Source organism: Rugamonas sp. DEMB1, assembly GCF_029834475.1.
GTDB lineage: Bacteria > Pseudomonadota > Gammaproteobacteria > Burkholderiales > Burkholderiaceae_D > Rugamonas > Rugamonas rubra.
In genome coordinates this window covers 5,292,408-5,315,534 of the sequence record NZ_CP122407.1, presented here as the reverse complement: position 1 = coordinate 5,315,534, position 23,127 = coordinate 5,292,408, and the positions used below count along the sequence as shown (strand labels likewise).

Below are 23,127 nucleotides of genomic sequence, written 5' to 3'. Positions count from 1 at the left end.
GGCTATAATCGGCGACTAATTTTGTCATGATTTCAAGTAAGCGCAACAGTTTCCATTTGTTGTTTTTGCAAGACAAAGAATCATTGCTGTTCAGTGTCAACCGTTGGCCCGATAGTAATATGGGGCTGCACGGACCGATGTCAAGGTCCCCGCACTATCACGCCGATGACTGCTCTTCGGCGCGCGGCCGCAGGGATCTGAAGGTGTTAATGGTGCGTTGGCGGTTCAAAACAGCGAATCCCGGCGCCGTTTAAAAAAATATCTATTTTTTTGGGTGGTTGGGGAAAACATGAAATATGCGAAGCGACTTCAATCGTTGATGCTCGGGCTGTCGTTGACAGCCGCCGGTATCCCAGCGTGGGCGGAGCAGGCGGCCGTCAAGGCGGCCGGCAGCTACACGGCGGCGACGGGCGGCACCGGCGGACCGGTGCCATTTGAGTTGAACCTGCAACCACCGGCCACCGAGATCGCGGCCCAGATCTACGACCTGCACACCTGGATGATGGTCGTTTGCATGGTGATCTTCGTCGCCGTGTTCGGCGTGATGTTCTACTCCATCTTCAAACACCGCAAGTCGCTCGGCCACAAGCCGGCCACCTTCCACGAATCCACCACCGTCGAGATCGCCTGGACCGTGGTGCCCTTCCTGATCGTCATCGGCATGGCCCTGCCGGCCACCCGCACCGTGGTCGGCATGAAGGACACCACCAACGCCGACATCACCATCAAGGCCACCGGCATGCAGTGGAAATGGGGCTACGACTACCTGAAGGGCGAGGGCGAGGGCATTGCCTTCCTGTCCAACCTGTCGACCCCGCGCGCGCAGGTGGGTTCGCCCGGCGTCGAGCCGACCGAGAAACGCGGCGAGAACTACCTGATCGAGGTCGACAACGAGGTTGTCGTGCCGGTCGGCAAGAAGATCCGCATCGTCACCACCGCCAACGACGTCATCCACGCCTGGTCGGTGCCGGCCTTCGGCGTCAAGCAGGACGCCATCCCCGGCTTCGTGCGCGACACCTGGTTCAACGCCAAGCACACCGGCACCTACCGCGGCAACTGCGCCGAACTGTGCGGCAAGGAGCACGCCTTCATGCCCATCGTGGTCAAGGTGGTCAGCGCCGAGGACTACACGCTCTGGGTCGACGGCAAGAAAAAGGAAATGGCCGCGCTGGCCGACGATCCGAACAAGGTCTGGACCATCGACGAGCTGAAAGTCAAGGGCGAAAAGGTCTACACTAGCACCTGCGCCGTCTGCCACTTGGCCACCGGCAAGGGCGTGCCCAACGCCTTCGCCGCGCTGGACGGCTCCCCTGCGGTGACCGGGCCGAAGGCCGAACAGATCAACGTGCTGCTGCACGGCAAGAAGAGCGGTAAGTTCCCTAGCGAAATGCCTGCATGGAAGCAATTGTCGGACACCGAGATCGCGGCTGTGATCACCTACACCCGCAATACCTGGTCGAACAAGGCCGCAGAAAACATCGTTCAACCAGCCGAAGTTGTGGCTGCACGCAAGTAATTAGGAGCTTTAGATGAGCACAAGCACAATCGATCACGCCCACGATCAGCACGACCACGCGCACGACCATCCGCACGGCCTGTCGCGCTGGTTGTTCGCCACCAACCACAAGGACATCGGCACGCTCTACCTGTGGTTCTCCTTCATCATGCTGCTGTCCGGCGGCGTGCTGGCGCTGATGATCCGCACCGAGCTGTTCAAACCGGGCCTGCAGTTCTTCCAGCCCGAGTTCTTCAACCAACTGACCACCATGCACGGTCTGGTGATGGTGTTCGGCGCCATCATGCCGGCCTTCGTCGGCTTCGCCAACTGGATGATCCCGCTGCAAGTGGGCGCCTCCGACATGGCCTTCGCGCGCATGAACAACTTCTCCTTCTGGCTGCTGCCGCCGGCCGCGATCCTGCTGGCGACCTCCTTCCTGGTCCCCGGCGGCGCCACCGCCGCCGGCTGGACGCTGTACGCGCCGCTGTCGAGCCAAATGGGCCCCGGCATGGACATGGCGATCTTCGCCATGCACCTGATGGGCGCCTCCTCGATCATGGGTTCGATCAACATCATCGTCACCATCCTCAACATGCGCGCCCCCGGCATGACGCTGATGAAGATGCCGATGTTCTGCTGGACCTGGCTGATCACCGCCTACCTGCTGATCGCCGTCATGCCCGTGCTGGCCGGCGCCATCACCATGACGCTGACCGACCGCCACTTCGGCACCTCCTTCTTCAACGCCGCCGGCGGCGGCGACCCGGTGATGTACCAGCACATCTTCTGGTTCTTCGGCCACCCCGAGGTCTACATCATGATCCTGCCGGCCTTCGGCATCGTCTCGCAGATCCTGCCGGCCTTCGCCCGCAAGCAGCTGTTCGGCTACGCCTCGATGGTCTACGCCACCGCCTCGATCGCCATCCTGTCGTTCATCGTCTGGGCCCACCACATGTTCACCACCGGCATGCCGGTGACCAGCCAGCTGTTCTTCATGTACGCCACCATGCTGATCGCCGTGCCGACCGGCGTGAAGGTGTTCAACTGGATCGCCACCATGTGGAAGGGTTCGATGACCTTCGAGACCCCGATGCTGTTCGCCGTCGGCTTCATCTTCGTGTTCACCATCGGCGGCTTCACCGGCCTGATCCTGGCCGTCACGCCGATCGACATCCAGCTGCAGGACACCTACTACGTCGTCGCCCACTTCCACTACGTGCTGGTGGCCGGCTCGCTGTTCGCCCTGTTCGCCGGCTTCTACTACTGGTCGCCGAAATGGACCGGCCACATGTACAACGAGACCATGGGCAAGCTGCACTTCTGGCTGTCGCTGATCACCTTCAACATCACCTTCTTCCCGATGCACTTCCTGGGTCTGGCCGGCATGCCGCGCCGCTACGCCGACTACCCGTCGCAGTTCACCGACTTCAACATGGTGGCCACCATCGGCGCCTTCGGCTTCGGCCTGTCGCAGGTGTTCTTCCTGTTCTGCGTGGTCCTGCCGACCATCCGCGGCGGCAAGAAGGCGGCCGACAAGCCATGGGAAGGCGCCGAGGGCCTGGAATGGACCGTGCCTAGCCCGGCCCCGTTCCACACCTTCGAAACCCCGCCGACGTTCAAGTAATGGCGCGGCGCGCCGGCGGAGCTTCTCCGCCGGCGCGCCCACCGACAGGAAAAGCCGACCATGTCCCAACCGAACAAACCGAACAACCTGAAAACCGGCCTGATCCTGGCGTCGCTGGCGCTGGTGTTCTTCCTGTCCGTCTTCATCAAACGCATCTGGCTGAGCTGACGTGGGCGCCGACCAGGAGACGCGCGGGCAGAACCGCAAGATGCTCGGCAAGCTGATCGTCATCGCGGTGATGATGTTCGGCTTCGGCTACGCGCTGATCCCGGTCTACAAGCAGTTGTGCGAGGTCTTGGGCATCAATGTGCTGACGCAGAAGGACGGCACCGTCGAGCTGGACAAGAACACCCAGGTCGACAAGAGCCGCAGCATCACCGTCGAGTTCGACGGCAACGCGCAGGGGCCGTGGCGCTTCCGTCCGGTGGTCTCCAGCATGCAGGTGCATCCGGGCGAACTGGCCACGGTGATGTACGAGGTGGTCAACACCCAGGCGCGCACCGTCAACGCCCAGGCCATCCCCAGCTACGCGCCGCAAAGCGCCACGCCGCACTTCAAGAAGGTCGAGTGCTTCTGCTTCAAGCAGCAGACGCTGAAACCGAACGAGGCGCGGCAGATGCCGGTGGTGTTCTTCATCGACCCGGCGCTGCCGAAGGAAGTGAAGACCATCACCCTGTCGTACACGTTTTTTGAAATTGCCGGCCTCGACAAGACCGCCTCCAATTGAACGCAAGTGAAAGCAAGGTGTCAGAGATGAAACAAGAAAGCAAGCCGCCGCAATACGCGTCCTTCCTGTACTCGTTGAAGGCGGTGTTCTGGTCGTTTACCGGCTTGCGCCGCAAGAGCGACTTCGACAGCGACTCGGCCAAGCTGAACCCGGTGCACATCGTCATCGCCGGGCTGATCGGCGTGGCCTTGCTCGTCACCGTGCTGATCACCATCGTCAAGTTGGTCGTACCAAAGTAAAAAAGTAGCTATTCTCGAATATAGTTGATTTAGGGAGATGAAGATGAGTTCACATAACGCCGCGGCACCGTACTACTTCGTGCCAGGTCCGTCCAAGTGGCCGATGCTGGCCGGCCTGACCCTGTTGCTGACCATGATAGGCGCCTCGGCCTGGGTCAACGACGTGTCCTGGCGCCGTACCTGAACTTCGCCGGCCTGGCCGGCGTCATCGCGGTGCTGTACTTCTGGTTCGGCGACGCCATCGGCGAGTCCGAGAAGTGCCTGTACAGCCAGCGCGTCGACCACTCCTACCGCTGGTCGATGGCCTGGTTCATCTTCTCCGAGGTGATGTTCTTCGGCGCCTTCTTCGGCGCCCTGTTCTACGCCCGCAGCATCTCGATGCCGTGGCTGGGCGACATCGACCACAAGTTCATCTGGCCCGACTTCTCGGCCCAGTGGGGCAACATCGGCCCGGCCGGCACGGTCGAGGAATTCAAGACCATGGGTCCGTTCCCGATTCCGACCATCAACACCGCGCTGCTGCTGACCTCGGGCGTGACGCTGACCATCTCGCACCACGCGCTGCGCGCCGGCCACCGCGCCAAGACCGCCTTCTGGTTGGCCGCCACCGTGCTGCTGGGCGCCGTCTTCATGGGCTTCCAGGTCTACGAGTACATGCACGCCTACAGCGAGCTGAACCTGAAACTGACCTCGGGCATCTACGGTTCGACCTTCTTCATGCTGACCGGCTTCCACGGCTTCCACGTGACGATGGGCGCGATCATGCTGTCGGTGGTGCTGTACCGCGTGCTCAAGGGCCACTTCACGGCCGACAACCACTTCGCCTTCGAAGGCGCCGCCTGGTACTGGCACTTTGTCGACGTGGTCTGGCTCGGCCTGTACATCGTGGTTTACTGGCTGTAACGGGGTTATAATTCGCGGCGGTCGACCGCGATGTAAAAAAGCCGCAGGCGGGAGTTCCCGCCGCGGCTTTTTTGTTTAGGGAATGCTTGTCAGCCCAGCGGCGCGCATCGAGGGTCAGACCCTAGGGTCTGACCCTGGCTTCCGCTAGCGGGGCCTCAGCGGATGCCGGTCGGGGTGATGTAGCCGAGCTTGTAGCCGAGCAGGATCAGCAGGAACAGCGTGATCGAAAAGCCCACCCGCAGGGCCAGCGCGCGCACCGTGTTGTTGCTCCTGCCCTTGTCGCGCATCAGGTAGAACAGCGCCGATCCCAGGCTGCCGAGGATCAGGACGAAGGCGATGGCGACGGCAATTTTCATGGTATAGGCCAGCTGTAAATTGAATAAGGCACCATTGTAATGCGTATCGGCTTCCGTTTCCGCCTGGTCCCCTGCATCGCCACCGTGTTGGTGGTGGCGCTCGGCGTCTCCCTGGGCAACTGGCAGCAGCGCCGCGCCGAGCAGAAGACGGCGCTGCAGCACAAGCTGGCCGAGGGCAACGCCGCCGCGCCGCTGAGCCTGTCCAGCGCCGGCGGTGGCGCCGCCGCCTTGCCGCTCGATGCGGCCGCCGCCGCCGCCATCGAGTACCGCCGCGTCCGTTTGACGGGCGAGTTCCGCCGCGACTGGCCGCTGTACCTCGACAACCGCCCCTACCAGGGCCGCGCCGGGTTTTATTTGCTGATGCCGTTTAGAATGGCCGGATCGGACGTGCACGTGCTGGTCGAGCGCGGCTGGCTGCCGCGCAACATGGCACAGCGCGAACAAATGCAGCCCTACTCCACGCCGGTGGGCCAGGTCACGCTGGAGGGCATCGTCAAACTCAGCGCCGGCCACGTGATGCAGCTGGGCAGCGCGGCGCCGCTGGCGCCGGGCGCCATCGTGCAGAACGTCGAGCCGGCCCAGCTGGCCGCCGCCGGCGCGATGGTGGTGCAAGCTTTTGTGGTCGAGCAGAGCGGGCCGGCCGTGCCGCTGGCTTCGCCTGACCCGGCCGAACCGGCCAACGTGGCCGGCCCGGCCAAGCCGGCCGCCGGCGACGACGCCAAGCTGGTGCGCGACTGGCCGGCGCCGGCGCTGGGCGTGGAAAAACATCGCGGCTACGCGTTCCAGTGGTATGCGCTGGCGCTGATGGCCGTCCTCTTTTTTGTCTTTACTGGATTCAGACGTGGAAAATAAACCGCAACAAGATCGCTCCGCCTCCCCGCAAGCCGCGCCGGACGAGGCGCGCCAAGTGCGCGCCGGCCGTTGGAAGCTGCTGGCCGTGTTGGCCGTGTGCGCCATGCCGCTGGTCGGCTCCTACTTCGCCTACTACGTCGTCAAGCCCGGCGGCCGCACCAACTACGGCGCGCTGATCGACCCGCGCGACCATCCCATCCCCGCGCTGGGCAGCGCCACGTTGGACGGCAAGCCGGCCGGGCTGGACGACTACAAGGGCAAGTGGATCATGCTCAAGGTCGGCCCGTCCGACTGCCAGAAGGATTGCCAGGACCAGCTGTTCGCCATGCGCCAGCTGCGCACCATGCAGGGCAAGGAGATGGAGCGCATCGAACGGGTCTGGCTGATCACCGACATGGAGCCGCTGGACACGCTGCTGCTGCGCGTCAACGACGGCACCCGCATGTTGCGCGCCCAGGCCGAGGCGGTGGCCAAATGGCTGCCGCTGGAGCAGAACGCCGCCGGCGACAAGGCCGCCGAGCACATCTACCTGATCGACCCGATGGGCCACCTGATGATGCGCTTCCCCAAGGACGCCGACCCGTCCAAGGTCAAGAAGGAGCCTGTCCAAGCTGCTCAAGGCTTCGGCCATAGGCTGACCCGCCATGCACCTCTCCACCCTGGCCCAACTGGCGCTGACCGGGCTGATGGTCGCGCTGCTGCCGCTGTCGCTGGTCTGGACCTCGGCCGACAGCAACAAGTACCGCAAGCTGGTGTGGGTTTGCGCCTTCCTCACCTTCGACCTGATCGTCTTCGGCGCCTTCACGCGCCTGACCGACTCCGGCCTCGGCTGCCCCGACTGGCCCGGCTGCTACGGCCTGGCCAACCCCTTCCTGGCGCACGCCGAGATCAGCGCGGCCGAGGCGCTGCTGCCGAGCGGCCCGGTGACCGTCGCCAAGGCCTGGATCGAGATGATCCACCGCTACCTGGCGATGGGCATCGGCGTGCTGATCACGGCGCTGCTGCTCCAGTCCTGCTGGCAGTGGCGCAAGCAGCGCGCGGCGGAATACTCGCCGGTCCTGCCGGCGCTGCTGTTCCTGGCGGTCTGCGTGCAGGGCGCATTCGGCGCCTGGACCGTCACGCTCAAGCTGCAACCGGCGATCGTCACCACCCACCTGCTGCTGGGCATGGGCCTGCTGGCCCTGCTGGTGTGGTACGGCGGCCGCCAGGACCAGTTGATCAAGCCGGTGCGCGCGGTGACCGCCTCGCCGCCGGCGATGCGCAACATCCGCCTGCTGGCGGCCAGCTCGGCCCTGCTGCTGCTGGCGCAACTGGCGCTGGGCGGCTGGACCAGCACCAACTACGCCACCCTGGCCTGCACCGACTTCCCCCTGTGCGGCGGCAAGCTGGTGCCGCCGATGGACTTCGAGCACGGCTTCGCCCTGTGGCGCGAGCTGGGCAAGACCGCCGCCGGCCACTACCTGCCGTTCGCCGCGCTGACCGCCATCCACTGGGTGCACCGCAACTTCGCCTTCGTCGTCGCCGTGGTGGTCGGCTACACCTGCTACCGCGCCTGGGGCCACCGCGCCCTGCACCGCACCGCGCGCGGCCTGGCCGTGGTGTTGGCGCTGCAGCTGGCCACCGGCGTGGCGACCATTTTCCTGAGCTTCCCGCTGGCGCTGGCCGTGCTGCACAACGCCGGCGCGGCCCTGCTGGTGGTTTTGCTGACCATGTTAAACTACCGGGCCAAATTCCAATACGAGATCGCGCAGAAGGCCGCCGCCAGCGCAGTATTCCCGCACGCTACGACTGCCAGACACCACCCATGACAAGCCAAACCGCAACACGCAAGCCCGCCCCGCGCATCGCCCAGTACTGGGCACTGACCAAACCCCGCGTCACCCAACTGGCCGTGTTCTGCGCCGTGATCGGCATGTTCCTGGCCACCGACGAGCTGCCCAGCTGGCGCGTCGTCGTCGCCGCCACCTTCGGCATCTGGCTGCTGGCCGGCGCCGCCTTCGCCGTCAACTGCCTGGCCGAGCGCGAGATCGACGCGCGCATGGCGCGCACCGCGCGCCGGCCGATGGCGATGGGCGACATCTCGGTGACGCAGACGGTGGTGTTCTCGGCCGTCATCGGCGGCGCCGGCATGTGGATTTTATATGCGCTGGTCAATCCGCTGACCATGTGGCTGACCTTCGTCACCTTCGTCGGCTACGCCGTCATCTACACCATGGTGCTCAAGCCGGCCACGCCGCAGAACATCGTCATCGGCGGCCTGTCCGGCGCCATGCCGCCGGCGCTGGGCTGGGCCGCCGTCGCCAACGACGTGCCGATGCAGGCCTGGCTGCTGGTGCTGATCATCTTTTTGTGGACGCCGCCGCACTTCTGGGCGCTGGCCATGTACCGTCGCGACGACTACGCCAAGTCCGGCCTGCCGATGCTGCCGGTCACCCACGGCCTGCCGTTCACCCAGTTCCATGTTTGGCTGTACTCGATCGCGCTGGCCGCCACCACCATGCTGCCCTTCGCCGTGCACATGAGCGGGCTGATCTACCTGGCCTGCGCCGTCGTGCTCAACGCCATATTCCTGCGCCACGCCTGGAAGATCTACCGCCACTACACCGACCTGGTCGCCCGCAAGGCCTTCACCTGGTCGATCATTTACCTGTCCTTGTTGTTCGCCGCCCTGCTGGTGGACCATTACCTGAAATTCTGACCATGAAAAAACTGCTCACCCTGCTGCTGCTGTCCCTGTCCATGCTGTTGGCCGCCTGCGGCCAGAAACCGCCGATGGAGTTCAAGAACACCGACCTGACCGGTCTCGACTACGCCAAGGGCTTCAACCTGACCGACCACACCGGCAAGGCGCGCACCCTGGCCGACTTCAAGGGCAAGGCGGTGGTGGTGTTCTTCGGCTACACCCAGTGCCCCGACGTCTGCCCGACCACGATGGCCGAGATGGCCGCCGTGATGCAGCAGCTCGGTCCGCAGGCCGAGCAGGTGCAGGTGCTGTTCGTCACCGTCGACCCGGAGCGCGACACCCAGGCCCTGCTGGCCGAGTACGTGCCGGCCTTCGACAAGCGCTTCCTCGGCCTGTACGGCACGCCGGCGCAGACGCTGGAGGTGGCCAAGGAGTTCAAGGTGTTCTTCGCCAAGGTGCCGGGCAAGACGGCCGGCAGCTACACCGTCGACCACACCGCCGGCAGCTACGTCTTCGACAAGGAAGGCAAGCTGCGCCTGTTCGTCCGCCACGGCCTCGGTCCCGGCCCCATCGTGCACGACCTGAAACAGCTGCTGTCCTAAGCTGTCCTCCTAGGCTTTTGTTGTAGTCCTGTTATCCTGCGGGGAGGGCGCGCTTGGTGCGCGCCCGCCTTTTCCCAACGGAGCAGCATGGACCCACGTTTTCAACCCTACACCCGGCTCGCCGCCACCGTTCTGCTGGTGGTCGGCTGCCTGATCGTTCTGCGTCCCTTCCTGCCGGCGATCCTGTTCGCCGCCGCCATCACCATCTCCAGCTGGCCCTTGTACCTGATGCTGCTGCAGCGCCTGCGCCGCCGCCGCACCCTGGCCGCCGCCTTGATGAGCTGCTCGCTGACCCTGCTCATCATCCTGCCGCTGGCCCTGGTCACCTACAACATCGCCGACAACGCCAGCGGCTTCTACGACCAGATCCGCGCCGGCATCGACGCCGGCACCATCGCGCCGCCGGCCTGGCTGAAGGACCTGCCGCTGGTCGGCGAGGCGGCCGACGCCTACCTGCGCCAGCTGCTCGGCAGCCGCGACGAGTTGGTGGCCGTGGCCAGGCGCATGCTCGAGCCGGCCCGCCACTTCCTGCTCGGCGGCGGACTGGTGCTGGGCAGCGGCGTGGCCCAGGTCAGCCTGGCGGTGTTCGTCAGCTTCTTCCTCTACCGCGACGGCGAGAGCATGGTGGCGGCGCTGGCGCGCGGCATGGACCAGCTGCTCGGCGAGCGCCGCGCCGAGCTGGTCGACACCGTCAGCCGCACCGTGCGCGGCGTCATGTACGGCCTGCTCGGCACCGCGCTGGCGCAGGCCGGCGTGGCCGCGCTGGGCTTCGCCATCGCCGGCGTGCCGGCCGTGGCGCTGCTGTCGGTGGCCACCTTCCTGTTCTCGCTGATCCCGGTCGGCCCGCCGCTGATCTGGGGCGGCGCGGCGATCTGGCTGTTCAACGAGGGGCGCACCGGCTGGGGCATCTTCATGCTGGTGTGGGGGATGTTTTTGATCAGCGGGGTCGACAACGTCGTCAAGCCGATGCTGATCAGCCGTGGCAGCAGCCTGCCCTTCATCCTGGTGCTGCTCGGCGTGATGGGCGGCGTGCTGGCCTTCGGCTTTGTCGGCCTGTTCATCGGCCCGACCCTGCTGGCGGTGGCGCTGGGCCTGCTGCGCAACTGGACCGGCGCGGGCGACGCCGCCGCCGACTAGAAGTTGAACATGCCGGCGGCCAGCTCGGCGCCGACGTGGCGGCTGTAGATGGCGCGCAGCGTGCCGTCCTCGCGCATGGCGCGCAGGGCCTGCTCGAACTGTTCGGCGGTGGCCTCCGGGATCAACTGGCGCGACAGCACCAGGCCGCCGACGATGACGTCCTTCGGCGCCCAGTCGAGGATCTTGACGCCGTCGGCCAGGTCGCGTTGGCGCGACAGCGGCGCCAGGCTGGTGTTCAGCGCCAGCACCGCCTGCACCCGGCCCAGTTTGAACAGGCGGATCAGCGAGCCGTAGTCGGCCGTCTCGTAGACGCGGCCCTGCTGGCGCAACTGGGCCAGCCAGGCGTCGTAGGTGGGGCCGTGCTTGAAGCTTTTGATGACGGCCACCTTGTAGTCGGGCTCGGCGAGGAAGCTGGCCAGGTCGTGCACGGCCGGCTTGCTGTTTTTTTGCAACAGAACGTAGTTGCGCGAGGTGAAATAGGGCAGGAAGCGGGCGAACTGCAGGCGCTCCGGCGTGGCGATGCCGGACACCGACATCGGCAGCGTGCCGCCCTTCAAGTTGGTCCAGATGCGCACGCGCGAGTCGACCGAGGCGTGGAAGCGGCAGCCCAGCCGCCTGCCCAGCTCGTCGACGATGTCCTTGTCGATGCCGGCCCACTGGCCGTTGCCGTCGCGGTAGTACAGCGCGCCGTGCTCGTAGAAGGCCACCGCGATGTCGCCGCAGTCGAAGGCGGGCAGCGGCGCGGCCCATGGCGCGGCGACGCAGCAGAGCAGGGCGCCGGCCAGAAAATGTCGCTTCAACACCGCGAATCTCCCGAAAAGGCCCCGCGCGGGGCCGGCGGCGTTTGGCCGCTCAATCCTGTTCGTCCGATTCCGTGCCGCGTTCGCTCTTCGGAATCACCTTGACCAGCAAAATGCGCGGCCCGTTCATCTTTTTGGCAACGATGTCGAAACTGTTAAAGCTGATGCGCTGGCCCTGCTTGGGGATGTCGCCCAGTTTCAGCATGATCAGCCCGCCCACCGATTCTACATCCTCCAGGCCCAATTCCTCGTTTTCGATGTCGATGCCGAGCCGGCGTTCGAGCGAGAAGATGGGCAGGCTGGCCTTGCCGACCAGGGTGCCGTCGGGCTGCTTGAGCCAGTCGTTCTCGTTGAGGCGGAACTCGTCGTGGATCTCGCCGACCATGGCGCCGAGCAGGTTGTCGAGGGTGATGAAGCCGACCGGCCGCTTGCCCTTCTCGCCGATCAGGGCGAAGTGCGGCGCGCCGTCGCGGAAGCGGCGGAACAACTCCAGCGCCGGAGTGCGCGCCGAGATGGTCTCCACAGGGCGCAGCAGCGGCGCCAGCGAGGTGATCGGCTTGCCGTGCTGCTGGGCGAAGAACAGGTCCTTCAGGTGGATCACGCCGAGCACGTGCTCGCCGTCGGCGTCGTAGTAGGGATAGCGGCTGAAGCGGTTGCGCAGCATGGTTTGCAGGTTGTCGTCGAGCGGCAGGTCGGCGCGCAGCGCGATCACCTCGTGGATCGGGCGCATCAGGTCGGACACGGCCAGGTCGGAGAAGTCGAGCGAGTGGGCCAGGATGTTGCGCTCGTCCTTGTTGAACTTCTCGCCCGGCTGGCTGGTGCGCAGGATCAGTTTGAGCTCGTCGACCGAGTAGTGCGAGTCGTGGCCGCCCTTGCCGGCCAGGCCGGCCAGGCCCAGCACCAGGTTGGCGCTGGCGTTGAGCAGCCAGATGGCCGGGTACATGGCCCAGTAGAAGGCGTACAGCGGCAGCGCGCTCCACAGGCCGACCGCCTCGGGCATGCGGATCGCCAGCGACTTGGGCGCCAGCTCGCCGACCACGATGTGCAGGAAGGAGATGATGCTGAAGGCGAAGGCGAAGGCGATGCCGTGGATCAGCTCGGGCGAGTCGACGCCGAGCGCGTGCAGCAGCGGCTCGAGCAGGCCGGCGAAGGCCGGCTCGCCGATCCAGCCCAGGCCCAGCGAGGCCAGCGTGATGCCCAGCTGGCAGGCCGACAGGTAGGTGTCGAGCTGGCCGTGGACGGTGGCCAGGATGCGCCCGCGCAGGCCCTGGGTTTTGGCGATGGCGCGGATGCGGGTGCGGCGGAGGGTGACGATGCCGAACTCGGCGGCGACGAAGAAACCGTTGAGCGCGACCAGGAACAGGGCGAGCAGGACAAGCAAAAGGTTATGCATAGCGGCGCACTTGGGCGGCTGTTAAAACATGCATCTTAAACGACCTTGCCGACTAGGGGGGGCAAACCGGCGTCCGGTAGGTGGGTTCACCCAGACCAGTCTAAGACTCGCAGAGCGATTGCTGTTCCCTTGAATCAAGATGCGATGCGCGTTCTGACTTTGCAGGCAGGAAGGCATTCCACGCATGTTTTTGCCTTCAAAGGTGAAACGGTTGCCAAGGTAAGTACGGCTGCGTGGAAGAAAGCCTTACAGCGCGCTGGCATTGAAGACTTTCGTTGGCATGATTTGAGACATACGTGGGCAAGTTGGCATGTGCAGAACGGTACACCATTGAACGTTTTGCAGGAGTTGGGTGGTTGGGAAAGTCCGCAAATGGTACGGCGCTACGCGCATTTTTCTGCTGGGCATCTTGCGGTATACGTGTCAAAATTGCCGTTGTTGATCTTGCCAGGGGGCAGTTAGGTTAGCTGGCGGCGTTGTTCGCTTTTGGGGTTGGAAATATAAAAGTGACTTGGGTGGAATAGGTATTTCATGATTCTCACGTTGATTATTATATAATTCGGCACGTAAGTATATGTCAAGGTTTGCGAAGACTATGGCAAAAGAATGGCTCACGCTGATTGGTGCAATCATTGGCGGGTTTGCAATTGTCCCAATGTTTCTTTACGTTTTTCTTAGCCCCGCAGAATATACGTCAAAAAATTCTCTGCTTGATATTTATAAAGAATTGTTCAATCTCATTAAGGGCGAGAATGGACGGGCAGGTGTTTTCACTGCAATCGTGGTTGTTTTTGGTCCGTATTTACTTTATCAATTTGGACGTTCAATAGTTTGGGCGATCCGAGAAGTTAGAGAGAAAAAGGGCCTGTATGAGCGAACAGGAGGATTTTTTCTTCGAGCTTGAGTCAATTGGTGAGGGCGATGTTCGTGTGAAACTTTCTCAAGGTGTTTGGGCCAACAGGCGCAAGTCTTGGGCTGAGGGCTGGCTACAAAGTCGGATGGATTTGGGCTTGAAGGCTCGAGCGGCTCTTGATTTGTCCCTCGCTGCGGACAGCAATGCCACGGCTCGAGAAACCAATCTCATTTTGCACGATACGCTTCATGTGGCCAAGAGCGCGAAGGGGGCTGCTTGGGTTGCTGCCGCTGCCGCATGGGTTGCTGCTTTTGTTGCCATGTTAAGCGCAGTCGTGGTGTGTATACAGACCAAGTGTTATTGAGCTAAGCTATCCCGCAGGCACGTGCTTGTACAGCTATTCAGACCAAGTCCAGAAGGGCGATAGCGGTGCCTTTGAACGAAGATGCGTTGTGTGTCTTGGCTGTTCAGGTAGTGAAACATCCCACGCATGTTTTGCTCTCAAGGGGGGGGGCAGACAGTTGCGGAGGTAAGCGCTGCAGCATGGAAAAAGGCCGTCAAGTGTTCTGGGATTGAGGGCTTTCGCTGGCATGACTTGCGCCATATGTGGGCAAGTTGGCACGTGTAGAACGGTACACTGTTGAACGTATTGCAAGAACTTAGCGGTGTTCGCTGCTGTACTTCCATCGGTTACGCAAATTTTTGCTCAAAAAACACATCGGGAAAATTGCGTTCAGAAATTTTAACACGCATTTTCGCTTGCAAATGACGATAGGTTAATGTATCATCAGATCACCACTCTTTCCTCGTAGCGTCATTTAGTTGGCTTCTGCTTGGAACGGAAAAGCCGCTCTTTTTGGGCGGCTTTTTCACATCTAACGAAAGTAGCTTCGTGCCTGACAGCAAAAAATCCTCAGGGAAAACGGCAGTTTACATTGATGGCTACAATTTGTACTACGGTCGCTTGCGTGGCACGGAATTTAAGTGGCTTGATCTTGTTCAACTTTTTCAGTCCCTGCTTGCGCAGCGAGATCAGAGCGAGTCATTGGAGAAGGTGATATTTTTTACCGCTCCTGCGTTGGCTACCTTTGCAACGCACGGCGAGTCTTCCGTCAACGCCCAGGCGGCGTACCATCGAGCGCTTGAGGCTGTGTATGGTGAGCAAGTTGAAATAGTGCGGGGTAAGCATGCCTACGACAGAAACGGGGCGCTCCTGCCTGCTTACATCGAGGGGCAGCCCTATGATAGGAACAATCGGATACGTGTTTGGAAGTTGGAAGAGAAGAAAACCGATGTGAATCTTGCAATACGCATGTATCGCGATGCTTGCAAGGAGCGGTATGATCGTGTGGTTCTTGTGTCCAACGATAGTGATGCTGAGCCGGTCTTGTCGGCGCTTCGTGAGGATTTTCCGAACTTGATGATAGGTATCGTTTCACCTGTTAGGCCGCCGGTTCTCGGTGCGGACATTCATCGCCGAACAAGCCAATCACTAGCAAAGTATGCTCATTGGACGGTGACGCATCTTACAGATGATCAGTTGAGTGCTGCGCAGTTGCCTGATAAGGTAAAAACTAACAAGAAGCCAATCTTGCGGCCAGCACACTGGGTGGAAGTCGTCGGTTGAGTGCGTGCTTCCGATGGGTTGAGTTACTGCAATATGTGCAGCCGCCTTGAACTTGTCCGGTGCAGCATGTAGGTCATGTGTCTCATAATCCGTTGGTGCAGTGTTCGACTCACGAGATGCCCATCAATAAAAATTCTTCCAGCTCCTTCACATTCTGGTTTGTTAGTCCATCAACAGGTCGCCCCTGAGATGCTCTCCCCAGTCCGAAGATTGATCCCGATGAAGCAGCGATATCCCTCCCCTGAATGGACCGTGCAGTAGACTTTTCCCTTGCGCCGATCTCGGTCGCCTTTGGCTTGGCTGCAACTCGGATAGAAGTCCGGGGCCATCGAGTCGAACATCTCCTTCGCGGCCTGGCCGGTGATTTCGACAGCAAGCTTCCTGTCCGTAGCCGAAGGTGCTTGCCGCTCCCCCAGTTCGCCAGAATAAATTGAGTACGAGGCCTTGAGTGGCTTGTACTCCCACGTCCATTCTTTCGCGTGTGCCAAGGAGAGCAGCAAACTCGCACCAAGAAGCAGTCCCGCGATCCATTTCATCTCAACCTCGCAGCTGTACATGGAAATGGTTGTCGTGATCGGCCAACGGCGTGACAAATGGGATATCTGGCCCATTGAAATAGATCAGCTCGACCGATGCAAAGGTGCGAAACATGTCAATCAACTTCGCAGTCGCGTCCTTGTCGTACTCCTTCTTCTGGCTCCAGTACACCGGAATCTCAAGGCCGTCCTTGCGCAACGGGCGCGCGTCGACCTCGAGCCCGCTTCTGTGCGTTGCGTGGTCTTTGTTTGCTATCCCTCCGGCCAGGCTGATATTCCCAACGCCAAATTTCCGGTTGTCTACGGCCTGCCACTCTCGTTCGACGCGCAAGATCGCGGTCATCATCAACGGGTGCGCGTACTGGAAGGCACCGTTGCCGGGCGTGCGGTACACGTAGTAGCCTGCGTCCTCCGGGGCTTGAGGCAGAATAAAGTAGCGGCGCGAGTCCTTTGGCTGAAGCTGGAGCGTGCGGGTTTCCATCATGCCACCCGATTGGTCGAGAGGTTCCAGCTGCCGGCTGTGTTGCCGCCGGCTCCGCCGCTGATTTTCTGCTGGGTATATTTGCATTGGACCTTAGAAAATTTTAGTCCGATTTGGTCATGCAGCAGGCTGATTGGAGTCGGCCGATTCGCCCTTTATTCCATCGATTTGCAGATATACGTCGATTGCCATGATGCCTCCAAAACTGGTTGTGGGAGTCCCAGAGGTATTGTCTGTTGGCCGCGCTGGGCAGACTTGGGGCGTGTCAAACCATGTGCGATGAATAGCCCACTCCGCCTGCCCGCCTAGTCGCCGACGGCGAACAGGCCGCCGTGCACCGTCGAGAGGATCGCCTCGACCGCCGGGTGGCGGATCTTGCGCTCGTTGGAGATGGCGTAGAAGTGCTCGCGCAGCTCGGGCGCGTCGCCCACCAGCTCGACGTTGAACTGCTCCTCGATGTCGCGGCGCAGCGCCGACGGCGCGAAGAACAGGCCCATGCCGTTGCGGCCGAAGGTGTTGAGCATGGCGTTGTCTTCGAACTCGCCGACCACGTCGGGCCGCACGCCGTGTTGGATGAACCAGGCGTCGATGCGGCCGCGCAGCGCGTTGTTGCGGGTCGGTAGCAGCAGCGGCGCGCCGTCCAGGCTGGCCGGGAAATTTTTGCGGTACTTGCGCGCCAGCCGCTGCTCGCCGAACAGCTTCATGTCGCTTTCACCGAGCAAGTGGCTGAACACGCGCAGGCCGCCGCCGCTGCGCACGGCGCGGTCGGTCAGCACCACGTCCAGCTTGTTCAAGGCCAGGTCGGCCAGCAGCGATTCGAACTCGTCCTCCAGGCAGACCAGCTTGACCTGCTGGCCCAACTGCTGGGTCGCCTGCAGCAGGCGGAAGGCGATCAGCTTGGGCAGCGAGTCGGAGATGCCGACGGTGAGCCGCATCTTGCCAGCGTCGGTGTCGTCGAGGGCGTCCTGCAGCTGGTCGCCGAGCAGGAAGATCTGGTCGCAATAGGCCAGCGCGACGCGGCCCGCCTCGGTCGGCACCAGGCGCCGGCCCTGCGGCTCGAGCAGCGACTTGCCGACCTCCTGGTCGAGCTGGGCCAGCTGCATGCTGACCGTCTGCACGGCCAGGCCGAGCCGCTCGGCGGCGCGCGTGACGCTGCCCTCCTTGGCCACCATCCAGAAAAAATGCAGGTGGCGATAGTTCAATCCGGTTGTTTTCATCTTCTGCTTTTCCGAAGTAATGCTTCAATTATCTTCTATTTTTTAAAAGTCGGTTGTTGTCTACACTGCTTGACATTGATTTCAAACGAAAAGGGAAGACCAATGAAACACTTCAGGATGTCATTCCTCGTCACCTTCATCTGCCTTGCGGGTGCCGGCTGGTGGGGCTACGCGCATACCGGCTGGGCCGGCGCCTTGTCGGCCATCGGCATCGCCGCGATTCTGGGCGTGATGGAAGTCTCGCTGTCGTTCGACAACGCGGTGGTCAACGCCTCCGTGTTGAAGACCTGGGACAAGTTCTGGCAGGGGCTGTTCCTCGGCGTCGGCATCATCATCGCGGTGTTCGGCATGCGGCTGCTGTTCCCGCTGGTGATCGTGGCGCAGGCCGCCGATCTGGGACTGGTGGAGGTGTGGAACCTGGCGCTGAACGATCCCAACGCCTACTCCACGCACCTGACCAACCACCACGCTGAAGTGGCGGCATTCGGCGGCATCTTCCTGCTGCTGGTGTTCCTCAACTTCCTGCTGGACGACGAGAAGGAACTGCACTGGTTGGGCCATCTGGAAGAGAAGTTGGGCGCGCTGGGCAAGGTCTCGTCGATCGCGGTGATGATCGCCATCGGTACGCTGCTGGCCTCGCTGGGCATGGTCGAGGACGCGCAAAAGCTGGTGGTGCTGACCTCCGGTCTGTGGGGTGTGCTGACCTACGTCGGTGTCGATGTGGTGAGCAGCCTGCTGGAGAAGGAAGAGAGCGAAGGCAGCAATGTCGGCGACCTGGTCAAACGCGGCGGTATCGGCGGCTTCCTCTACCTGGAAGTGTTGGACGCCTCGTTCAGCTTCGACGGTGTGATCGGCGCCTTCGCCATCACCAAGGACGTCGTCATCATCATGTTGGGCCTGGCCATCGGCGCGATGTTCGTCCGTTCGATGACGGTGTTCCTGGTGAAGAAGGGCACGCTCGACGAGTTCGTCTACCTGGAGCACGGCGCGCACTACGCCATCGGTATTCTGGCGCTGATCATGTTGGCCAGTATGAAGTTCCACGTGCCGGAACTGTTCACCGGCCTGATTGGTGTGGCCTTTATCGTCGCCTCGCTGTGGTCGTCGATCCGCCACCGCCGCAAGCAGGAAGCGCTGGCAGTGGCGGCATAAGAAACAAGGTAGTGGAATACGCGGCGGGTTCAGGACACCGGCCCGTCGCGGTGGTAGCAAGGCGCAATGGCCACAAGCCGCGCCTGGTGTTCATCTCAATCACATAGGAGTAACACATCATGGCAATCAGTCTGCAAAAAGGCGGCAACGTCAACCTGAGTAAAGAAGCCCCTGGCCTGTCGAAAATGACGGTCGGTCTGGCTTGGGACGCCCGCGCCACCGACGGCGCGCCCTTCGACATCGACGGCTCGGCCTTCCTACTGAAGGCCGACGGCAAGGTGCGCGGCGACGCCGACTTCATCTTCTACAACAACCTGAAGTCGGTCGAGGGCGCGGTCGGCCACTCCGGCGACAACCGCACCGGCGCCGGCGACGGCGACGACGAAACCATCACCATCGACCTGAGCACCGTGCCGGCCGACGTCGACCGCATCGCCATCTGCGTCACCATCCACGACGGCGAAGCGCGCAAGCAGAACTTCGGCATGGTGCAAAAGGCTTCCGTGCGCTGCGTAAACAGCAACGGCAACGTCGAACTGGCCCGCTACGACCTGTCGGAAGACGGTTCGGTGGAGTCGGCCCTGGTGTTCGGCGAAGTCTACCGCAACGGCGCCGATTGGAAGTTCAAGGCCGTCGGCCAGGGCTTCAAGGGCGGCCTCGGTCCGCTGGCCGCCTCGTTCGGCGTGAGCATGTAAGTTCGGTTTTTCAGGATAGGCCGGGGAGGGCGGGTCGTGCCCCGGCGCCACAGTCATACCGCCCGTTGGCGGGCACCAGCAAGGAGAGCATATGCCTACATTTTCCGTTACCGGGGACGTCGATCCCTTCCTGCACGTATCGCTGAAACAGGGCGAGAAGATCTACTGCGAGTCGGACGCGATGGTCATGATGGAGGCGACCCTCGACTTGAAGGGCAAGATCACCGGCGGCATCGCCAGCGCGCTGATGCGCCGCTTCGCCAACGGCGAGTCGTTCTTCCAGCAGCATATCGAGGCGGTGCGCGGCGAGGGCGATTGCCTGTTGTCGCCCACCCTGCCCGGCGCGGTGCAGGTGATCGACGTCGGCGCGCGCCAGTACATGCTGAGCGACGGCGCCTTCGTCGCCGCCAGCTCCGGTGTCGAGCTGAAGGTGCGCACCCAGAGCCTGGGCAACGCCCTGTTCGCGCAGAGCGGCGGCTTCTTCATCACCGAGACGGCCGGCAGCGGCCAGGTGGCGGTGTCGGGCTTCGGTTCGATGTCGCAACTGGAGGTCGTGCCGGGCAAGGACGTGGTGATCGACAACTCGCACGTGGTCTGCTGGGACAGCTCGCTGCACTACGAGATCTCGGTCACCACCGGCGGCTCGGGCGGCGGCTTCCTCGGCAACCTGGTCAACAGCCAGACCAGCGGCGAGGGCATGGTGCTGCGCTTCTCGGGCACGGGCAAGGTGCTGGTCTGCTCGCGCAACCGCAACGCCTTCCTGAGCTGGACCCAGCGCCGCGCGTCGTAGCGCGGCAAGGCGGCAACAACACAATCAATCAGTAGCAAGCGCCGGCCCCGGCCGGCGCGCCCACCGAATACACAAGGAGTTTCACATGTCAGTCAATCTGCAAAAAGGCCAGAAAATCTCGCTGGAGAAGGAAAGCGGCGGCGCCCTCGGCAAGGTCACCATGGGCCTGGGTTGGGACGCTATCAAGACCAAGGGCTTCCTCGGCTTCGGTTCGAAGTCCGAGGCGGTCGACCTGGACGCCTCGTGCGTGATGTTCGACGAGTCCAACCGTCCGCTCGACGTGATCTGGTTCCGCCAGTTGAAGAGCCGTGACGGCAGCGTGGTCCACACCGGCGACAACCGCACCGGCGCCGGCGACGGCGACGACGAACAGATCAATGTCGATCTGAACGCGGTGCCGGCCGCCGCGCGCAGCCTGGTGTTCACCGTCAACAGCTTCACCGGGCAGAACTTCTCCCAGGTGGAGAACGCCTACTGCCGCCTGCTCGACGCGGCCAACGGCAAGGAAGTGGCGCGCTTCAACCTGTCGGTGCAGGGCAGCCACACGGCGCAGATCATGGCCAAGGTATACCGCCACAACGGCGAATGGAAGATGCACGCGATCGGCGAGAACGCCAGCGGCCGCACCTTCGACGATCTGCTGCCGCTGATCGTGCCGCACCTGTAATCCGAGTTAGCCGGCGCGGCAAGGCCTGGTACCGGCCTTGTCTTGCCACGCCGCTGCGGCGCCACCTTCCCGGTGGCGCCGTTTTTGTTTTCCTCTTCGATTTTCCTCAGACGGCTTCGGCCAGCGCCACGCGCTGCCGCGTCGCGGCCAGGTAGCTGGCCAGCGACACCAGCGCAAACCCCAGCAGCACCGTCAACAGCACGGCCGGCGCCGGCGCGCGCGCGATGATGGCCGCCACCGCCAGCGGCCCGGCGGCGCGCGCCACCAGCGACGGTCCGGCCAGCGCGCCGGCGATGGCGCCGTAGTTCTTGCGGCCGAACAGCGCCGCCGGCAGGGTGCCCTTGACGATGGTCAGGATGCCGTTGCTCAGTCCATACAGGGTGCAATACAAGGCCAGCGCCCACTGGCTGGCGCCGAACAACAGCAGCACCAGCAGCGCCGCCGGCAGCGCGGCGAAGGTGAACTTGCCGATGGTCTGCGGCAGCGTGTGGCGGCCCAGCGTCATCTCGCCGACGCGGCCGGCCACCTGCATCGGGCCGACCAGCGCGGCCAGCGCCACCGCCAGCGCAGGGGCGTGGCCGAACTGGACGAACATGGGAATCAGCTGCACCGACATGGCCGAGAAGATGAAGCTGTTGGCGGCGAAGGCCAGCGCCAGCTTCCAAAACGCCGGATGGCGCAGCGCCTCGTGCAGCGTGTGGCTGCGCTCGGCCGCCGTGGTCACTGTGGCCGCCGTGGCAGGGCCGGCGTCCGGCGCGGCCGGACGGCGGCCGGCCAGCAGCAGATGCAGCGGCAGGCACACGGCGATCTGCAGCGCGCCGTACAGGGCGTAGGTGTCGCGCCAGCCCAGCAGCTGGTCGAGCTGCTGGGTCAGCGGCCAGAACACGGTGCTGGCGAAGCCGCCGAACAGGGTCAGCGTGGAGATGGCCTGGCGGCCCCGCGCGCCGAACTCGCGGTTGATGGTGGCGAAGGCCGCCTCGTACATGGTCAGCGCCATCGCCAGCCCGAGCACGGCCCAGGCGGCGAAGTAGAGCGGCAGGCTGTGGCTGCGGCTGAGCAGCAGCATGCCGGCGCCCGACACCAGCGAGCCGGCGCCCATCACCAGGCGGCCGCCGTGGCGGTCGAGCAGCACGCCGACCGGGGTGGCGACGAGGCCGGACACCAGCAGGCTGAGCGAGAAGGCGCCGAGCACCGCCTCGGCGCGCCAGCCGGTCTCCAGGCGGATCTGCGGCGCCAGTACGGCGATGGCGTAGTACAGCGAGCCCCACGAGAGGATTTGCGTGACGGCCAGGACGGCGATGGTTTTTCGGGCTGGGTGCATGGTGGCTAGCGGATGGCGAGTTGGTTCCGACCGGAAAGATCGTACACCAATCTTGCCGATTTGGCAGCACCGCCGCCTGTTTGGCGTCAACGCTCGGGCGCGCGCCCACCGGCACCGGTATAATGTTGCAATGGAAAAACTTAAGCGACCTCTCGCTCATCGTCTCGCAGGCCGCCCGTGGCGAGCTGGTGTTCCCCACCAGCGTCAACGCCGCGCTGCGCCTGCAACTGGCGCTGAGCGATCCGGACTGCCACAGCGAGGATGTGATCCGCAAGGTGCTGGGCGAGCCGCTGCTGGCGGCGCGCACGGTGGCCTTGTCGAACGCGGCGGTGTTCAAGCGCAGCGGCGAGACCGTCACCAGCGTGCGCGGCGCCGTCATGCGGGTCGGCTACCGCAACCTGTACACCATGGCCGCCGCGATGGTGGTGCGCCAGTTCGGCAGCCGCATCCACGACGCCGCGTTGCGCCACAAGGCCGAGCGGCTGTGGCAGCACACCGCCCACGTGGCGGCGCTGGCCCACGTGGTGGCGCGCAAGATCACCGGCGTCGACGCCGACACCGCGCTGTTCGCCGGCATCGTCCACGAGGCCGGCGGCTTCTACCTGCTGTCGCGCGCCGACGACATGCCCGGCCTGCTCGAGCATCCCGAGGAGTGGCTGGGCGCGGCGCAGGAGATCATCAGCCGCGAGATGATGCGCAAGATGGCCATCCCCGAGGCGGTCGCCCAGGCCATCGTCACGCTGCCCGGCGCCGTGCTGACGCCGCCGCCGAGCGGCCTGCGCGACACCCTGCTGATCGCCAAGCGGCTGGCGCCGGTGCCCTCGCCGATGTACGTGCCGGCCGGCGAGGCGCGCCGCGACGCGGCGCTGGAGCGCTTCGTCAACGACAACGAGGTGCTCGACCGCGTGCTGCTCGAGTCGGCCGACGAGGCCCGCTCGATGAGCGCGGCCCTGCTGGCCTAGGCGGCAACGACC

At 63.5% G+C, this 23,127-nt stretch carries 26 protein-coding genes and 4 pseudogenes; 21 read left to right on the top strand and 9 right to left on the bottom strand.

Features of this window, described 5'->3' with window-relative positions:
- Positions 1–289 precede the first annotated feature (289 nt).
- From coxB to QC826_RS24445, 6 genes and pseudogenes are all read left to right on the top strand, one after another.
- The gene (gene coxB / locus QC826_RS24470) at positions 290–1,516 is read left to right on the top strand and encodes a cytochrome c oxidase subunit II (protein ID WP_279762840.1); all 1,227 of its coding nucleotides are present in this window, start codon (positions 290–292) and stop codon (positions 1,514–1,516) included.
- Between the two features lie 13 nt (positions 1,517–1,529).
- Positions 1,530–3,122, top strand: a complete 1,593-nt coding sequence (ctaD, locus tag QC826_RS24465) for a cytochrome c oxidase subunit I (RefSeq protein WP_279762839.1) — start codon at positions 1,530–1,532, stop codon at positions 3,120–3,122.
- A gap of 60 nt (positions 3,123–3,182) precedes the next feature.
- Positions 3,183–3,290, top strand: a complete 108-nt coding sequence (locus QC826_RS24460) for a cytochrome oxidase small assembly protein (protein WP_217429910.1) — start codon at positions 3,183–3,185, stop codon at positions 3,288–3,290.
- A 1-nt stretch (position 3,291) separates the two neighbouring features.
- Complete coding sequence (locus QC826_RS24455) at positions 3,292–3,849, top strand: cytochrome c oxidase assembly protein (RefSeq protein ID WP_279762838.1); 558 nt, start codon at positions 3,292–3,294, stop codon at positions 3,847–3,849.
- 26 nt (positions 3,850–3,875) lie between these two features.
- Entirely contained in the window at positions 3,876–4,088 is a 213-nt protein-coding gene (locus QC826_RS24450; protein ID WP_279762837.1) for a DUF2970 domain-containing protein, read from the top strand.
- Between the two features lie 43 nt (positions 4,089–4,131).
- Positions 4,132–4,991 (top strand): annotated as a pseudogene (locus tag QC826_RS24445) (cytochrome c oxidase subunit 3).
- Between the two features lie 155 nt (positions 4,992–5,146).
- Here QC826_RS24445 and QC826_RS24440 read toward each other — a convergent pair.
- On the bottom strand, positions 5,147–5,347 hold the full coding sequence (locus QC826_RS24440; RefSeq protein WP_279762836.1) for a twin transmembrane helix small protein: 201 nt from the start codon (positions 5,345–5,347) through the stop codon (positions 5,147–5,149).
- A 39-nt stretch (positions 5,348–5,386) separates the two neighbouring features.
- Here QC826_RS24440 and QC826_RS24435 point away from each other — a divergent pair, with 39 nt between their 5' ends.
- A complete protein-coding gene (locus QC826_RS24435; RefSeq protein ID WP_279762835.1) occupies positions 5,387–6,199 on the top strand; it encodes an SURF1 family protein in 813 nt (270 codons plus the stop codon).
- A 249-nt stretch (positions 6,200–6,448) separates the two neighbouring features.
- Here the strand turns inward: QC826_RS24435 and QC826_RS24430 are convergent, their stop codons facing one another.
- A complete protein-coding gene (locus QC826_RS24430; protein WP_279762834.1) occupies positions 6,449–6,724 on the bottom strand; it encodes a hypothetical protein in 276 nt (91 codons plus the stop codon).
- A gap of 119 nt (positions 6,725–6,843) precedes the next feature.
- Between QC826_RS24430 and QC826_RS24425 the strand changes: the two genes are divergently transcribed.
- The 4 genes from QC826_RS24425 (at position 6,844) to QC826_RS24410 (ending at position 10,621) form a co-directional block, all read left to right on the top strand.
- Positions 6,844–8,007: a COX15/CtaA family protein gene (locus QC826_RS24425; RefSeq protein ID WP_279762833.1), complete on the top strand. Its 1,164-nt coding sequence runs from the start codon at positions 6,844–6,846 to the stop codon at positions 8,005–8,007.
- Positions 8,004–8,897: a heme o synthase gene (gene cyoE / locus QC826_RS24420; RefSeq protein ID WP_279762832.1), complete on the top strand. Its 894-nt coding sequence runs from the start codon at positions 8,004–8,006 to the stop codon at positions 8,895–8,897. The genes QC826_RS24425 and cyoE overlap by 4 nt, the downstream gene beginning before the upstream one ends.
- 2 nt (positions 8,898–8,899) lie before the next feature.
- A complete protein-coding gene (locus tag QC826_RS24415; protein WP_279762831.1) occupies positions 8,900–9,484 on the top strand; it encodes an SCO family protein in 585 nt (194 codons plus the stop codon).
- A gap of 87 nt (positions 9,485–9,571) precedes the next feature.
- Positions 9,572–10,621, top strand: a complete 1,050-nt coding sequence (locus QC826_RS24410; protein WP_279762830.1) for an AI-2E family transporter — start codon at positions 9,572–9,574, stop codon at positions 10,619–10,621.
- On the opposite strand, the gene QC826_RS24405 is transcribed toward QC826_RS24410, so the two are convergent.
- The gene (locus QC826_RS24405; RefSeq protein WP_409567705.1) at positions 10,618–11,424 is read right to left on the bottom strand and encodes a substrate-binding periplasmic protein; all 807 of its coding nucleotides are present in this window, start codon (positions 11,422–11,424) and stop codon (positions 10,618–10,620) included. The genes QC826_RS24410 and QC826_RS24405 overlap by 4 nt on opposite strands.
- Positions 11,425–11,473: 49 nt before the next feature.
- Positions 11,474–12,814 carry a hemolysin family protein gene (locus tag QC826_RS24400; RefSeq protein ID WP_099415042.1) on the bottom strand — a complete coding sequence of 447 codons (1,341 nt, stop codon included), beginning with the start codon at positions 12,812–12,814 and terminating at the stop codon, positions 11,474–11,476.
- A gap of 81 nt (positions 12,815–12,895) precedes the next feature.
- Here QC826_RS24400 and QC826_RS24395 point away from each other — a divergent pair.
- From QC826_RS24395 to QC826_RS24380, 5 genes and pseudogenes are all read left to right on the top strand, one after another.
- Positions 12,896–13,276 (top strand): annotated as a pseudogene (locus QC826_RS24395) (site-specific integrase); the annotation flags it as partial.
- A 133-nt stretch (positions 13,277–13,409) separates the two neighbouring features.
- Complete coding sequence (locus QC826_RS24390; RefSeq protein WP_279762828.1) at positions 13,410–13,718, top strand: hypothetical protein; 309 nt, start codon at positions 13,410–13,412, stop codon at positions 13,716–13,718.
- On the top strand, positions 13,684–14,031 hold the full coding sequence (locus tag QC826_RS24385; RefSeq protein WP_279762827.1) for a hypothetical protein: 348 nt from the start codon (positions 13,684–13,686) through the stop codon (positions 14,029–14,031). Before QC826_RS24390 ends, QC826_RS24385 begins: the two co-directional genes overlap by 35 nt.
- A gap of 171 nt (positions 14,032–14,202) precedes the next feature.
- A pseudogene (locus QC826_RS31805) lies at positions 14,203–14,292 on the top strand (site-specific integrase); the annotation flags it as partial.
- A 267-nt stretch (positions 14,293–14,559) separates the two neighbouring features.
- Positions 14,560–15,294 carry an NYN domain-containing protein gene (locus QC826_RS24380; RefSeq protein WP_279762826.1) on the top strand — a complete coding sequence of 245 codons (735 nt, stop codon included), beginning with the start codon at positions 14,560–14,562 and terminating at the stop codon, positions 15,292–15,294.
- Between the two features lie 170 nt (positions 15,295–15,464).
- Here the strand turns inward: QC826_RS24380 and QC826_RS24375 are convergent, their stop codons facing one another.
- From QC826_RS24375 to nhaR, 4 genes and pseudogenes are all read right to left on the bottom strand, one after another.
- The gene (locus tag QC826_RS24375; RefSeq protein WP_279762825.1) at positions 15,465–15,830 is read right to left on the bottom strand and encodes a hypothetical protein; all 366 of its coding nucleotides are present in this window, start codon (positions 15,828–15,830) and stop codon (positions 15,465–15,467) included.
- A gap of 1 nt (position 15,831) precedes the next feature.
- On the bottom strand, positions 15,832–16,314 hold the full coding sequence (locus QC826_RS24370; RefSeq protein WP_279762824.1) for a penicillin-insensitive murein endopeptidase: 483 nt from the start codon (positions 16,312–16,314) through the stop codon (positions 15,832–15,834).
- Positions 16,311–16,421, bottom strand: a pseudogene (locus QC826_RS24365) (Hcp1 family type VI secretion system effector); the annotation flags it as partial. The pseudogene QC826_RS24365 and the gene QC826_RS24370, both read right to left, overlap by 4 nt.
- Before the next feature lie 195 nt (positions 16,422–16,616).
- On the bottom strand, positions 16,617–17,528 hold the full coding sequence (nhaR, locus tag QC826_RS24360; RefSeq protein ID WP_279762822.1) for a transcriptional activator NhaR: 912 nt from the start codon (positions 17,526–17,528) through the stop codon (positions 16,617–16,619).
- Between the two features lie 102 nt (positions 17,529–17,630).
- Here nhaR and QC826_RS24355 point away from each other — a divergent pair, with 102 nt between their 5' ends.
- From QC826_RS24355 to QC826_RS24340, 4 genes are all read left to right on the top strand, one after another.
- Complete coding sequence (locus QC826_RS24355) at positions 17,631–18,680, top strand: DUF475 domain-containing protein (RefSeq protein WP_279762821.1); 1,050 nt, start codon at positions 17,631–17,633, stop codon at positions 18,678–18,680.
- A gap of 119 nt (positions 18,681–18,799) precedes the next feature.
- Positions 18,800–19,375 (top strand): TerD family protein, encoded by a 576-nt coding sequence (locus QC826_RS24350; protein WP_279762820.1) that lies wholly within the window; start codon positions 18,800–18,802, stop codon positions 19,373–19,375.
- Between the two features lie 91 nt (positions 19,376–19,466).
- On the top strand, positions 19,467–20,165 hold the full coding sequence (locus QC826_RS24345; protein WP_279762819.1) for a TIGR00266 family protein: 699 nt from the start codon (positions 19,467–19,469) through the stop codon (positions 20,163–20,165).
- Positions 20,166–20,250: 85 nt separating this feature from the next.
- Positions 20,251–20,832, top strand: a complete 582-nt coding sequence (locus QC826_RS24340; protein ID WP_093388203.1) for a TerD family protein — start codon at positions 20,251–20,253, stop codon at positions 20,830–20,832.
- A 106-nt stretch (positions 20,833–20,938) separates the two neighbouring features.
- Here the strand turns inward: QC826_RS24340 and QC826_RS24335 are convergent, their stop codons facing one another.
- Positions 20,939–22,153 carry an MFS transporter gene (locus QC826_RS24335; protein ID WP_279762817.1) on the bottom strand — a complete coding sequence of 405 codons (1,215 nt, stop codon included), beginning with the start codon at positions 22,151–22,153 and terminating at the stop codon, positions 20,939–20,941.
- Positions 22,154–22,275: 122 nt separating this feature from the next.
- On the opposite strand from QC826_RS24335, the gene QC826_RS24330 reads away from it, so the two are divergent.
- The gene (locus QC826_RS24330; protein WP_279762816.1) at positions 22,276–23,115 is read left to right on the top strand and encodes an HDOD domain-containing protein; all 840 of its coding nucleotides are present in this window, start codon (positions 22,276–22,278) and stop codon (positions 23,113–23,115) included.
- The last annotated feature ends 12 nt before the right edge of the window (positions 23,116–23,127 follow it).